This window comes from Pseudoclavibacter sp. Z016, from assembly GCF_002931215.1.
Taxonomy (GTDB): domain Bacteria; phylum Actinomycetota; class Actinomycetes; order Actinomycetales; family Microbacteriaceae; genus Pseudoclavibacter.
The window spans coordinates 156,626-169,847 of record NZ_PSTU01000013.1; the positions used below are offsets into that span (position 1 = coordinate 156,626).

Genomic DNA, 13,222 nt, shown 5'->3' on the forward strand with positions numbered 1-13,222 from the left:
GATCAGACGGCCCGCATCCTCGCGCTGACAGCGATCAGGTGCTTCCTGCCGCGCGTTTCGGCGGCGCGGAGGTCAGCGCTCGAGGAGCTGCTGGAACGGGCCTCCCGCGGCACGGAGACCGTCGGGCGCCCCCTCCTCCACGACCCGACCTGCGTCGAGCACGATGACCCGAGCGGTGTCGTCGAGCGTGTCGAGCCGGTGGCTGATCTCGAGGATGCTGCGCTGCCCTGCCCACTCAGCGAGGCGCGCGCGGACGGTGCGCTCGGTGGCACCGTCGAGCGCGCTCGTCGCCTCGTCGAGCACAAGCACTTCCGGGTTCGCCAGCACGGCGCGTGCGATCGCGACGCGCTGCCGCTGCCCGCCAGACAGTCCGCCGCCGCGCTCCCGCACCGGGGTGTCGAGCCCCTTCGGCTGCTCGCGCACCCACTCGTCGAGGGCCGCGACGCGCAGAGCCTTGAGTATCTCGTCGTCACTCGCGTCAGGTCGGGCGAGCGCCACGTTCTCCCCTACCGTGCCGTCGCTCAGGTACGGACGCTGCGGCACGAGTGCGATCCGGGTGCGCAGCTCGTCGAGCGGGATGCGCTGCAGGGGTCGCGGAGCACCGTAACGACTGCCGGCCAGCGACACCGACCCGAGATCCGGGTCCCAGAAGCGGAGGGCGAGCGACGCGATCGTGGACTTGCCGCTGCCGGACGGCCCCACCACGGTGAGGTGCTCGCCCGCGCGCAGCTCGAAGGAGACCCGATCGAGCACCGTCCTCGGTGCAGCGGAGGTCGAGCCGCCCGTGACCGGGTACGCGAACGTCACGCCCTCGAAGGCGAGCGCCACCGAATTCGGCTGGGGTTCATCGACGTCGGTTCGAGCGGGCTGGACTTTCGACGCATTGTCGGCGAGCGCATCCGTCACCAAGGGCGGCCGCTCGATGACCTCGTACAGGCGAGCGGCGCTCGCGAACGACGCGTTGAGGTCGGTCACGAAGCTCTCGACGGCGCGGGTCGGCACGAAGAGCCCGACGGCGACCGCGAGCGCGACGAGCAGCTGCTCGTAGCCGAGGCTCCCGGTCACGACGCCAGTGCCCCCGACGAGCAGCACCGCGAGCACTGAGGCCCATTGGAGCAGCACGACCAGTCCACCGCGGAGCGCGGCGACGCGGGAGGCGAACGCGGAGGCGCGAGCCCCCGACTCACCGCGCGCATCCATGTCCGCGAGGCGAGCCTCGGCGTGCTCGAAGGCGAGCACCTCGCGCACGCCCTGGACGGAGTCGCTGACGTGCTGGGCGACGACGCCCTTCGCGGCGACGGTCTCCTGCGAGGCGCGCCAGCCTGCTCGACCCCCGATCAGTGGGATGACCAGCACGACCAAGGCGACGAACGGCGCGATGGCGAGGGCCAGCGCCGCGCCCTGAGTGGTGCCGAGCCAGATGAGCGCGGTGACGGGGACAGCAACGGCCGAGATCGCCGGTGGAGCCGTGTGCGCGAAGAACACCTCGACACGGTCGATATCGCGCGTGCCGCGTTCGCTCAGCTCGCCGCTGCCCGCGCCCTCGGTCGCGGCGGGAGCCTGCGGCGCGAGCCTGGCGTAGAACAGGTTCCGGAGACGCGCGAGGGCGGCGAAGGCCACGAAGTGGCCGCTGAATTGCTCGAGGTAGCGCAGGACGGCCTTGCCGAGCGCGAGCGCGACCATCGTCCAGATCGTGCCGGCAAGCGACAGCACCCCGGAGACGCCGAGCATCGCGACGACCAGGATGGCGATGCCAGCGAGCTGGCCGACGATCCGCAGCACGGTGGCGAGGGCCAGCGGCCAGAGCAGCGGCGCCGTCTGGCGCAGCAGCCAGGTGACGAGCTGGGGCCTGGTGGGCTGGCGAGTGTCGAGCGCAGTGGATGCGGCGGTCATCGTCGCGCTCCCCTTACGTGTGGGTGGCCAGGGTGCTGCGGTAGCCCCGAGGGGGAACCGTCGGCGGCCGCAGAATGACTCGATGCGGTCGCTGTCGCTGTCGCTGTCGCCTCGAGCGTGACGACCCTGTCGGCTGCCAGGATGCTGGTCGGCCGGTGCGAGACCATGACCACCGTTCGCCCCTCGGCCAGCTTCGCGAGCGCACGCGTGATGAGGCGCTCCGAGCGCAGGTCGACCTGGGCGGTCGGCTCATCGAGGAGCAGCACGCTCGCATCGCGCAGGAACGCCCGGGCGATGGCGACGCGCTGCGCCTGCCCGCCCGAGATCGAGAGACCGCTCTCGCCGACCTGCGTCGCGAGGCCGTCCGGGGACCGCTCGAGGTCTTCGCCGAGTTCCGCCGCGGCGAGGGCAGCCCACAGCTCGTCGTCGCTGGCATCGGGCTTCGCGACTCGGAGGTTGTCGGCGACGGTGCCGGTGAAGAGGAACGTGGTCTGCTCGACGACGGCGAGCGCGGCCCGCGCCGGTGAGCTGCCTGCTGGCTCTCCCCCGACGAGCACGATGCCCTCGCGAGGTGCGAGGAGCCCTTGGGCCAGGGTCAGGAGCGTCGACTTGCCCGAACCGCTCGGGCCGGTGACGACGACCCGCTCCCCGGGCTCGATGCGCAGCGAGTACTCCGAGAGCACCGTCTGCCCTCGCTCGTAGCCTGCGGTGACGCCGCGCAGCTCGAGCGCGGCCGCCCCGCCTGATCCGACGGGAGCCGGTGCCGCGCTGTCGGACACGGGCCGAGCGGCGACCGCGGCGCTCAGCTCCCGCTCGGCGTTGCGACCCGTCATGCCGATGTAGAAGAACTGGCCGACGATATCGACGGGCCCCGTCAGCAGGGTCGAGAGCAGCACCAGGGCCGCGGCCTGACCCGGCGTGATGGCGCCGTCCCCGAGTCGCCAGACGGCAAGACCCGCCGCGCCCGTGATCATGGCGAGCGAGAAGACGGCGTCGACCGCCAGGATGAGCACCTGGTTGCCGGCGAGCAGCCGCATGACCCGGCGCCTGTTCTGCTCACCTCGCTCGCGCAGGTCCTCACCCGTCCGCGCGGCGGCTCGGTTGAGGGTCAGGGTCGTGAGGCCTTGGATGGCGCTGAGGAAAGCCGCCGAGAGCTGACCCGCGCTGCGCCGGTACGCGCCAGTCGATGAACGGAACGCGCGCTGGACCCCGATGATGATGAGCGGGATGAGCGGCACGAGCAGCAGCAGGAGGCCAGCGGTGAGCGGGTCGATGGCGACGGCGATGACCGCCAGCACGAGGAGCGGCGTCGTGAGCGACGCGATGATCGGCCCGAGGAATCCAGCCCGGTAGGCGGATGCCCGGTCGATCGAGGCGGTGGCCGTGCTGACGAGGGAGCCAGTGCGTTCCCGGCCGAGGGCCAGCGGCCCGACGGCGAAGAGCTGGCCGACAAGAAGCCGGCGCAGGGCACGTTCGGTCGAGTTCTTGCTGCGCTGGACCAGGACCGTCGAGACCGCGGCGGCAGCGGCGGTCGCCACGACCAGAGCGCTCATGAGGATGACGCTGCTCGCGTTCGGCACCTCCCCCGCGAGGATGCCGTCGAGTGCTCCTCCGACGAGCAGCAGGACTCCGGCCAGGGCCAGGGCCTGCAGCCAGCCGAGTGCCAGGGGCACTGCGATCCTCGCCCTCGGGGTCGCACCGACGACGCGCGCGTCGAGCGGAACCGCGGCACCCGGATGGCCGCCAGGGCGGCCGCCCGGGTGTCCACCGGAGTGGGCCGCGGGACGCCCTCCGGGCTTCGAGCCCGGCTGCGCGCCGGGGTGACCGTTCTGTCGTGCTGGGGCCGACTCGGGTCGAGTCACGGGCATCCTGTCTCAGATCTCGGTACGGCGACCGCTCGGCGGTGCCAGGTTCACGTGCCCGCCGCGAGAGGGGGATCATCGCGTCGGTGAGACGAATGGGCTGCAGCCCGTGTCTCCACGGGGCTGCAGCCCACTTCGTCGTGTGCAGAGCCGTGCTCTGCGGCTGCTCGCTAGAGCGCTGCGTAGACCTCGCGGAGGAGGTTGGCGGTCTCGGTGGGCGTCGTGCCGACGCGGACGCCTGCAGCCTCGAGGGCCTCCTTCTTGGCCTGCGCGGTACCAGCGGACCCGGTGACGATCGCGCCCGCGTGTCCCATGGTCTTGCCCTCAGGGGCGGTGAAGCCGGCGACGTAGCCCACGACGGGCTTCGTCACGTGCGCCTTGATGTACTCGGCGGCACGCTCTTCGGCGTCTCCGCCGATCTCGCCGATCATGACGATCGCCTTCGTGTCGGGGTCGGCCTCGAACGCCTCGAGGGCGTCGATGTGCGTCGTGCCGATGACGGGGTCGCCGCCGATGCCGATCGCGGTCGAGATGCCGAGGTCGCGGAGCTCGTACATCATCTGGTACGTGAGCGTGCCCGACTTGGAGACGAGGCCGATGGGGCCGGCACCCGTGATGTTCGCGGGCGTGATGCCGGCGAGCGACTTCTCCGGGGAGATGATGCCTGGGCAGTTCGGGCCGATGAGGCGCGTCTTGCCGACGCTCTGCGCGTGCGACCAGGCTTCGGAGGAGTCCTTGACCGGGATGCCCTCGGTGATCGCGACGGCAAGCGGGATCTCGGCGTCGATGGCTTCGATGATGGCGTCCTTGGCGAAGGCCGGCGGCACGAAGATGACGGTGACGTTCGCGCCGGTGGCCTCGATGGCCTCCTTCACGGTGCCGAAGATCGGGAGTTCCTTGCCCGCGAGCTCGAGCGTCTGCCCGGCCTTGCGGGGGTTGGTGCCTCCGACGATGTTGGAGCCGGCCTCGAGCATGCGCGTGGCGTGCTTCGAGCCCTCAGAGCCGGTGATGCCCTGAACGATGATCTTGGAGTTCTCGTCGAGGAAGATCGACATTGTTGTTCCTTCTCTGCTTTTCTTCGGGCGACTCAGGCGCGGGCGGCGAGTTCGGCGGCCTTGTCGGCTGCCTCGTCCATGGTGGCGACGACGGTCACGAGGGGGTGGTTCGCCTCGGCGAGGATGCGACGACCCTCTTCGACGTTGTTGCCGTCGATGCGGACGACGATCTGCTTCGTGGCCGAGTCGCCGAGCGTGTTGAGCGCGCCCACGATGCCGTTGGCGACGGCGTCGCAGGAGGTGATGCCGCCGAAGACGTTCACGAAGACCGACTTGACCTGCTCGTCGCCGAGGATGACGTCGAGACCAGCGGCCATGACCTCGGCGGATGCTCCGCCTCCGATGTCGAGGAAGTTGGCGGGCTTCTGTCCGCCGTGCTTCTCGCCTGCGCCGGCGACGACGTCGAGCGTCGACATGACGAGGCCAGCGCCGTTTCCGATGATGCCGACGGAGCCGTCGAGCTTCACGTAGTTGAGGTCGTGGGCCTTCGCCTTGACCTCGAGCGGGTCGAGTCCGCCTGCTGCCTCGGCGAGCGCGACGTGGTCGGCGTGACGGAACTCGGCGTTCTCGTCGATCGTGACCTTGCCGTCGAGAGCGACGATGTCGCCGCCCTTGGTGAGGACAAGCGGGTTGACCTCGACGAGCGTCGCGTCTTCCTGGTTGTACACCTCGTAGAGCTTGACGAAGACGTCAGCGACCTTGGCGACGAGCTCTTCCGGGAAGTTCGCGGCGCGCGCGATCTCCTCGGCCTTGGCTGCGTCGATGCCGCGGATCGGGTCGACGGCCACGCGAGCGAGCGCCTCTGGCTTCTCGACGGCGAGCTGCTCGATCTCCATGCCACCCTCGACGCTCGCCATGGCGAGGTACGAGCGGTTGGCGCGGTCGAGGAGCACGGAGAAGTAGAACTCCTGGTCGATGTCCGCGCCCTGCGCGATCATGACCTTCTCGACGATGTGGCCCTTGATGTCGAGGCCCAGGATGGCCTCGGCTGCGGTGAACGCCTCGTCGGGGGTCTTAGCGAGCTTGACGCCGCCAGCCTTGCCGCGGCCTCCGACCTTGACCTGTGCCTTGACGACGGTGACGCCGCCGATCTTCTCGGCTGCGGCCTTCGCCTCCTCGGGCGTGTAGGCCACGAGTCCCTGGAGAACTGGAACACCGTGGGCGTCGAATACATCTCGCGCCTGGTACTCAAAGAGATCCACGTTTCATCCCATCCGCGACGCGTCGTCGCGTTCGTTCGCCCGAGCCTTCGGATTCTCGCGCTCGAGCCTTCAGAATTTGCAGAGCGGACCGCATCGCCGGCAGGCAGTGTGTGCCCGCCGCCCGGCAAAACACGTCCGTCGTCCAGCCTAGTGCCAGCGGGGGCCTCAGTTGCCCAGCTTCTCGATCGGAGCGAGTTTCACGAGCAGCTTCTTGCGGCCGGCGCTGTCGAAGTCGACTTCAGCGATTCGCTTCGCCTCGCTGCCGAGGATCGCGCGCACGGTGCCCTCACCGAAGTCGACGTGCGTGATGCGGTCGCCGGCGACGAGCTCCATGCCGCTGTTGTCGCGCATCTGTCCGGTGACCTCGTTGATCCACTTCTGCTTCGGCTTGGCCTTCGGGGCGGTCTCGCGACCCGCGTCGGAGTCGCGGAAGCGCACGGCGCTGGAGAAGCCCGCACTGCCGGCGTCGGCGGCGCTGCGCCCGTAGCCGCCCGCGGTCCCGTACCCCTCGCTGCCGAGCGGCTTGCGAGCGGAGGCCACCGATCGCTGCTCGAAGCCGCCCCTGCCTGCGGCGGATCCCGGCGAGACCCTCCATTCGATGAGCTCGGACGGGATCTCCTGGAGGTAGCGGCTCGGCAGCGCGGCTGCCGTCTCACCGAACTGCGAGCGCATCATGGCGAGGGAGAGGTGCAGGCGCTTGCGTGCACGCGTGATGCCGACGTAGAAAAGGCGTCGCTCCTCAGCTGGACCGCCTGGCTCGTCTGCGGCGATGCGGTGGGGCAGCAGCTCCTCCTCGACTCCCGTGATGAAGACCGAGTCGTACTCGAGCCCCTTCGCGGTGTGGAGCGTCATGAGCACGACGGCCCCGGACTCGTCGATGAGGTCGTCGGCGGCTGCGACGAGGGCGACGTCGGTGAGGAAGTCGATGACGGAGCCGCCCGCGTTGTTCTTGTCGAACTCGGCGGCCACCGAGATGAGCTCCTCGACGTTCTCGGCGCGGGCCTCGTCTTGGGGGTTGCCGGTCTGCAGGAGCTTCTCGAGGTAGCCGGTGCCCTTGACGATGGTCTTCAGCGTCTGGCTCACCGTCTTGCGTCCGGTCGGCGCGTCGATGTCGAGGCCGGCGGTCGCGTCGTCGAGCAGCTTGGCGAGCTGCGCGATGGCACCCGTGACCTTCGGCCCGAGCCCGAGCTCGCCCGCGCGGCGCATGGCGTCGCGGAACGTGATGTCGTACCGGTTCGCGAAGTCCCAGATCGCGGTCTCCGTCGCCGGTCCGATCGACCGCTTCGGGGAGTTCAGGATGCGCCTCGTCGACATCTCGTCGGCCGGGTTGACGAGGGCCGTGAGGTACGCGATGAGGTCCTTGATCTCGGCGCGCTCGTAGAACTTCGTGCCGCCGACGAGGCGGTAGGGCACGGCGGAGCGGATGAAGATCTCCTCGAGCGCGCGCGTCTGCGCGTTGGTGCGGTAGAAGACGGCCATGTCGTTGTAGCTCTGGCCGGCGTCGCGGAGCTTGTGGATCTCATCCGCGACGAACTGCGCCTCGTCGTGGGCGGAGAAGCCAGTGAAGCCGACGATCTTCGCCCCCTCGCCTCCGTCGGACCACAGCTTCTTGTCGACGCGGTCGAAGTTGTTGCGGATGACCGCGTTGGCGGCCGAGAGGATGTTCTGCGTGGAGCGGTAGTTCTGCTCGAGGAGCACCACCTTCGCGTCGGAGAAGTCGCGCTCGAACTCGCTGATGTTGCGGATGTCCGCGCCGCGGAAGGCGTAGATCGACTGGTCGGAGTCGCCGACGACCGTGAGCGAGGCCCCAGGGATGCCGCCGTTCGCGTCGAGTTCCATCCGGGTGTCGTGCGGCACGTGCTGCGGCTCCACCGAGCGCGTGAGCTCACGGATGAGCGAGTACTGGGCGTGGTTCGTGTCCTGGTACTCGTCGACCAGCACGTGGCGGAACCGGCGCTGGTACTGGGCCGCGACGTCGGGGAAGGCGCGGAGCATCCACACCGTCTGCGAGATGAGGTCGTCGAAGTCGAAGGCGTTGGCGCGACGCAGCGACTGGGTGTACTGCCGGTAGATGTCGAGGAACATCGCGTCGCGCGGGTCGCTCATGTTGGCCTGGCGGGCGAAGCCGTCGACATCGGTGAGCTCGTTCTTCAGCTTCGAGATGCGCGACTGCACGCTCGACACGGTGAAGCCGAGCACGTCGGCCTCGAGGGCCTTCACGATGCGCTTGATGAGGGCCTTCGAGTCGGCCGAGTCGTAGATCGTGAAGCTCGTCGTGAAGCCGAACTTGTCGGCCTCCCGGCGCAGGATGCGCACGCAGGCCGAGTGGAACGTGGAGATCCACATGCCATCCGCCGCACCTCCTACGATGTGCTGGATGCGCTCGCGCATCTCGGCGGCGGCCTTGTTGGTGAAGGTGATCGCGAGGATCTGGCTCGGCCAGGCCTCACGGGAGGCGATGAGACCGGCGATGCGGTGGGTGAGCACCCGCGTCTTGCCGGAGCCCGCGCCCGCCACGATGAGCAGCGCGGGGCCGCGATAGGTGACGGCTTCCTTCTGTTGCGGATTGAGTCCGTCGAGGAGGTCGTTTTCAGAGGGATCGAAGACAGGTGGCAGTAGCGTCATGACTCGTTGATTGTAGGTGCGGCCACCGACATCGCGGAGGCCGCGGAAGGGAATCACCTTGACCACGCAGCTCTCCCCCGCCCGTCGCGCGCTCGGCGGGACGCTCTCCGTCTCTCCCGTCGCCCTCGGCGGCAACGTCTTCGGCTGGACGGCCGACCGCGACGAGTCGTTCGCGATCCTGGACGCCTACGTCGAGGCCGGCGGCAACTTCATCGATACCGCCGACGTCTACTCTGCCTGGGTTCCTGGCAACTCAGGCGCGGAATCCGAGACCATCATCGGCGAGTGGCTCCGCTCGCGCGGTCGCCCGGAGGATCTTGTCATCGCGACCAAGGTCGCGCAGTTCGCGAAGCGGCCGGGTCTCAGCGCCGACAACGTTCGCGCTGCCGTGGACGACAGCCTCGAGCGCCTCGGTGTCGAGCGGATCGACCTCTACTACGCGCACCGCGACGACCCGGAGACGCCCATCGCCGAGACCGCCGCCGTGTTCTCCGAGCTTGTCGACGCCGGCAAGATCACGGCCATCGGCGTCTCGAACTACTCGCCGCCTCGGCTGCGCGAGTGGCTCGCGGCGGTCGAGAGCGGTCGCCTGCACCAGCCGACGGCCCTGCAGCCCGAGTACAACCTCCTCGAGCGCGACATCGAAGGCGAGCTGCTGCCGCTGGCCCGCGAGGCTGGCATCGGCGTCGTCCCGTACTTCGCGCTGGCGCACGGCTTCCTGACCGGCAAGTACCGCAGGGACGTCGAGGTCGAGTCGGCCCGCGCGAGCTCCGTCGAGCAGTACCGGAACGACCACGGCTACGCGATCGCGGATGCGGTCGCCACCATCGCGAAGAGCCACGACACCCAGCCGGGCACCGTGGCGCTCGCGTGGCTCGCCGCTCAGCCCGGCGTCGTGGCGCCGATCGCAAGCGCACGCACGGCCGCGCAGCTGCCGCTCATCACGGACGCCTTCACGCTCAAGCTCAGCGACGACGAGCTGAAGACGCTCGACAGGGTCTCCGCGAAGGCCTGACTCCCGACCCGAGCGCCAGAGAGGTGCGAGAGATGCAGGCTCCCCGCACCGGGAGCCTGCATCTCTCGCACCTCTGTCGTCTGGCACCTCTGTCGCCTGGCGCTTCTCTCGTCTGGGCTGCCTCACCGAGTCGGGTGGAGTTCGTCGATCAGCGCCCGGACACGACCGGGCGCATCCGCGAAGACCCCGTCGACGCCGGTCCGCAGGATGCCGCGCCAGTAGGCCTCCGGTCTGCCCGCGAGCGCGGGAGGCAGGAAGTGGTCCTCTGGCCGCAGCGTCCACGTGAACACCCGCAGGTCCCTCGCGTGGGCGCGGCCGACCAGGCTCAGCCCCGCTTCCGGATGCACCGCGCCTGCCTCATCCGCGATCCCGAGCAGCAGGTGGCTTGGGCTGATGCCGTCCGCCCACTCCGCGACCGCATCCAGCCCCCGGTCGGTGAGATCGCTCGCGTAGTCGAGAGCCACAGCGCCGTCTCGGACCCGCCGGTCGTCGGGAACCCCCTCGCTGTCGATGAGATAGACGAGGGATGCGCCCTCGGCCACGCCGCGTCGCCGCACCTCGCGCAGCACCTCCCCTTCGAAGCTCTCGAGCACGAGGGCGTCGAGCACGGGCGAGCCCCAGAGACCGGCGAGCTCCCTGTCGAGGAGCTCGACGAGGTCGAAGCCGAGCGCACGGAACCAGCTCGCGTGCTTGAGCTCGATCACGAGGCGAGGCCGCTGGCCCGCGTTCGTCCGCCGCTCGGCGAGGAGCTCGACGAGCTCGCGGAGCCGGAGCATCGGCAGCTGCCCGTCGAACGCGGTGTTCGCAGGGCGGAGGCCCGGGATTCGCTCCACAGCGTTCAGCGTGCGCAGCTGCTCCCACGTGTAGTCGTGGGCGAACCAGTCGGTGACCGTGCCGTCCGGCGTCCACGCTCGCCGAGCGGGGCCGAACTCGGCGGCTCTCGCCCCGATGTCGGTGCTCTCGCCGAGCAGGGGCTCATGCCGCACGAGGAGCACCCCGTCGCGGGTCGGGACCACATCCGGCTCCAGCGCGTCGGCCCCCTGCCGCAGGGCCAGGAGATAGCCGTCGATGGTGTGCTCAGGGAGATGGGCTGGAGCCCCTCTGTGGCCGATGAGGAGGGGCGAGGTCTGGTGAATGGGCGCGTTCACGCGCGCAGTATGTCGTACCCCGGCGTACCGTTGGTGTCATGCGGCGTACACGTTCGATCTATCGCGCTGGCGGCGGCTACGCGCTCCCACTCATCGTGGATCTCCTGCTCGTCGTGGTCTTCGCGGTCATCGGGCGCATGAGTCACTCCGAGGGGCTGTCCCTGGCCGGCATCGTGACCACGGGCTGGCCGTTTGTGCTCGCGCTCCTGGTCGGCTGGGTGCTCGTGACGCTGTTCAGGTGGAGGCCGTGGCGTCCGCTCCCGTCTGGAGCGTTCATCTGGGTCGTCACCGTCGGTGGCGGCATGCTGCTCCGCCTCCTCGTCGGAGACACGGCGGAGACGGCGTTCGTCGTGGTCGCATCGATCGTGCTCGGCGCGTTCCTGCTGCTTCCGCGCATCCTCCTCGGCACCGGCCGGGATGCACGCGCGAGCGCACCTCGCTCGCCGAGTGTCCGCTGACGGCGCACAGCTCCAGGCTGGATTCACGAACTCTTTCGCTAGAATCCCGGCAACCCCGTCTACGGCGGGCATCTTGACCTTCGAGACAGAACGGACTCACGGACAGCCATGGCGAATTCCGCGCTAGAACGCAACCCTTACTTCAACGGGGAGGCACGCAGGCAGCACGGCCAACAGTTCGGCCAGGCGCCCACCGCTCCCCAATTCGGGAGGGCGCAGTCCGCGCCAACTCACGGTCAGCAGCCTCCCGCGCCCCTCACGGCCGAGCAGCTGAACGCGCAGTTCCAGGCGCCCCCTGCGAGCCCCGACCAGATGGACCGGATGTCCTACGAGGACACCATCGCCAAGACCGCGGGCCTCTTCGGCATCGTGCTCGTCGCGGCAGCGGTCGCGTGGTTCGTCCCCATGCTGATGATCATCGGCGCCATCGGCGCCCTGGTGCTCTCGCTGGTGCTGGCGTTCCAGCGCGAGCCGAAGACCGGCCTCATCTTCGCTTTCGCGGCGGCTGAGGGCCTCCTGGTCGGCGGGCTCTCCTCGATCCTCGAGCAGCTGTACCCGGGCATCGCCATGCAGGCCGTCCTCGCGACGTTCTCCGTGGTCGCCGTGACGCTCGTGCTGTTCCGCTTCGGCAAGGTCCGCACCTCGCCCCGTATGACGAAGATCGTGCTCGTCGCCATGCTCGGCTACGCGCTCTTCTCGCTCATCAACTTCGGCATGATGATGTTCGGCTTCCAGAGCGCTGCCGGCCCCTGGGGCATGCGCTCCATGGAGGTCTTCGGCATCCCGCTCGGCGTCATCCTCGGCATCTTCGCTGTCCTCATGGGCGCGTACATGCTGGTCATGGACTTCGAGCTCATCAAGAACGGCGTCGAAGGCGGAGCTCCCCGCAAGTACGGCTGGATCGGTGCCTACAGCCTCGTCTCGACCGTCGTCTTCATCTACGTCGAGATCATCCGCGTCCTCGCGATCCTGCGCGGCAACAACTAGCGCAGCACGTCGTCGAAACACAGAATGGCCGCTCCTTCCGGAGCGGCCATTCTGTCGTTCGGGCGGGCTTGCGGCTACCGCCGCGCAGGCAGCGTCCGGTCGTCGATCCCCGCTTCCGGGTCGATGTCGAGGAGGTAGAGCTCGTCCTCGGAGACGAGACGATTGCGCACGGCGTAGTCGACGAGGCGAGCGCGCCGGTTGGTCGCGTACGAGCGTGCCCCTCCCCGGAGCCCCTCGACGCCGACGCGGTCGAGCTTCTCGCAGACATTGTCGAGCTTGCGGTTGAAGGCGGTGACGGTCCAGCCGAGCCGCTCAGCTGCTCGGGCGCTCGTGGGGATGTCGCCGAGCCCCTTCTCACCTCGAAGCAGCACCGATTCGCAGAGGGCGAGGAGCAGGAGCCGCTGCGCGGGCGTCAGCGCGATGTGGCTGGCCTCGCGTCCTGGAGCCTCCACCGTGGAGCCGGAGCCTGCGGGAAGGTCCATGTAGACAGGTGAGACCGCGTGGATCTTCACCTCGTAGTGGCGCTCGCCCGCCGAGAAGTGGATGCTCGTGCGCTCGAAGACGACCGGGATCCGCCCGCCAGGGAGGAGCCTGGCCTGCACTCGCCCAGAGCCGTCGACGACGCTGAGCGTCATCCTCGTGCCGATGTTGGCCACGAACCAGAGCCCGTCCTTCGCGGCGATGCGGAGGAGCTTGCGGTGCAGGAACGGGTTGGCGTCGAGCCGGATGTCGGCGTCGCGACCGATCTCGATGTGCTCCCCGGGCATGACGGAGACCCACTGACCCTGGTACTCGACGGAGACACCGTGATCGGGATTCACCTCTGCGAGCTGATTCGCGGCGTCCTGGAGGAGCGCGTGGTCCACGAGGTGGCCGGACGGCAGCTCCTCTCGTGGCAGGGATGGGAGCACGCCCGTCTCTGCCGGTACCTGGGGGTGCGGATCGGTGGGGAATCGTGGCGCCATGTCGCGAACTCT

Annotated in this window: 10 protein-coding genes; 3 read left to right on the forward strand and 7 right to left on the reverse strand. The window is 69.2% G+C overall.

Annotated features, from left to right (window positions below; translation table 11 throughout):
* Positions 1 to 72 precede the first annotated feature (72 nt).
* From C5B99_RS12540 to C5B99_RS12560, 5 genes are all read right to left on the reverse strand, one after another.
* The gene (locus C5B99_RS12540; protein ID WP_104242584.1) at positions 73 to 1,893 is read right to left on the reverse strand and encodes an ABC transporter ATP-binding protein; all 1,821 of its coding nucleotides are present in this window, start codon (positions 1,891 to 1,893) and stop codon (positions 73 to 75) included.
* The gene (locus tag C5B99_RS12545; RefSeq protein ID WP_146082006.1) at positions 1,890 to 3,755 is read right to left on the reverse strand and encodes an ABC transporter ATP-binding protein; all 1,866 of its coding nucleotides are present in this window, start codon (positions 3,753 to 3,755) and stop codon (positions 1,890 to 1,892) included. Before C5B99_RS12545 ends, C5B99_RS12540 begins: the two co-directional genes overlap by 4 nt.
* Before the next feature lie 170 nt (positions 3,756 to 3,925).
* Positions 3,926 to 4,810 carry a succinate--CoA ligase subunit alpha gene (gene sucD, locus C5B99_RS12550; RefSeq protein WP_068479974.1) on the reverse strand — a complete coding sequence of 295 codons (885 nt, stop codon included), beginning with the start codon at positions 4,808 to 4,810 and terminating at the stop codon, positions 3,926 to 3,928.
* A gap of 32 nt (positions 4,811 to 4,842) precedes the next feature.
* Positions 4,843 to 6,012: an ADP-forming succinate--CoA ligase subunit beta gene (sucC, locus tag C5B99_RS12555; RefSeq protein WP_104242588.1), complete on the reverse strand. Its 1,170-nt coding sequence runs from the start codon at positions 6,010 to 6,012 to the stop codon at positions 4,843 to 4,845.
* 165 nt (positions 6,013 to 6,177) lie between these two features.
* Complete coding sequence (locus C5B99_RS12560; protein WP_104242799.1) at positions 6,178 to 8,637, reverse strand: ATP-dependent helicase; 2,460 nt, start codon at positions 8,635 to 8,637, stop codon at positions 6,178 to 6,180.
* Between the two features lie 58 nt (positions 8,638 to 8,695).
* Here C5B99_RS12560 and C5B99_RS12565 point away from each other — a divergent pair, with 58 nt between their 5' ends.
* Positions 8,696 to 9,652 (forward strand): aldo/keto reductase, encoded by a 957-nt coding sequence (locus tag C5B99_RS12565; RefSeq protein WP_104242590.1) that lies wholly within the window; start codon positions 8,696 to 8,698, stop codon positions 9,650 to 9,652.
* Between the two features lie 122 nt (positions 9,653 to 9,774).
* Here the strand turns inward: C5B99_RS12565 and C5B99_RS12570 are convergent, their stop codons facing one another.
* Positions 9,775 to 10,800: a glycerophosphodiester phosphodiesterase family protein gene (locus C5B99_RS12570; RefSeq protein ID WP_104242592.1), complete on the reverse strand. Its 1,026-nt coding sequence runs from the start codon at positions 10,798 to 10,800 to the stop codon at positions 9,775 to 9,777.
* A gap of 38 nt (positions 10,801 to 10,838) precedes the next feature.
* On the opposite strand from C5B99_RS12570, the gene C5B99_RS12575 reads away from it, so the two are divergent.
* Entirely contained in the window at positions 10,839 to 11,258 is a 420-nt protein-coding gene (locus C5B99_RS12575) for a DUF3054 domain-containing protein (RefSeq protein WP_104242594.1), read from the forward strand.
* Positions 11,259 to 11,366: 108 nt separating this feature from the next.
* The gene (locus tag C5B99_RS12580; protein WP_104242596.1) at positions 11,367 to 12,245 is read left to right on the forward strand and encodes a Bax inhibitor-1/YccA family protein; all 879 of its coding nucleotides are present in this window, start codon (positions 11,367 to 11,369) and stop codon (positions 12,243 to 12,245) included.
* Between the two features lie 74 nt (positions 12,246 to 12,319).
* On the opposite strand, the gene C5B99_RS12585 is transcribed toward C5B99_RS12580, so the two are convergent.
* Positions 12,320 to 13,210, reverse strand: coding sequence for a hypothetical protein (locus tag C5B99_RS12585; RefSeq protein ID WP_228496624.1), 891 nt, complete (start codon positions 13,208 to 13,210; stop codon positions 12,320 to 12,322).
* Between the last annotated feature and the right edge of the window lie 12 nt (positions 13,211 to 13,222).

Excerpts from the sequence above, each read along its gene's own strand:
- C5B99_RS12540 (WP_104242584.1), bottom strand. The coding sequence starts at position 1,893 with ATGACCGCCGCATCCACTGCGCTCGACACTCGCCAGCCCACCAGGCCC.
- sucD (WP_068479974.1), bottom strand. The coding sequence starts at position 4,810 with ATGTCGATCTTCCTCGACGAGAACTCCAAGATCATCGTTCAGGGCATC.
- C5B99_RS12560 (WP_104242799.1), bottom strand. The coding sequence starts at position 8,637 with ATGACGCTACTGCCACCTGTCTTCGATCCCTCTGAAAACGACCTCCTC.
- C5B99_RS12575 (WP_104242594.1), top strand. The coding sequence starts at position 10,839 with ATGCGGCGTACACGTTCGATCTATCGCGCTGGCGGCGGCTACGCGCTC.
- C5B99_RS12580 (WP_104242596.1), top strand. The coding sequence starts at position 11,367 with ATGGCGAATTCCGCGCTAGAACGCAACCCTTACTTCAACGGGGAGGCA.
- C5B99_RS12585 (WP_228496624.1), bottom strand. The coding sequence starts at position 13,210 with ATGGCGCCACGATTCCCCACCGATCCGCACCCCCAGGTACCGGCAGAG.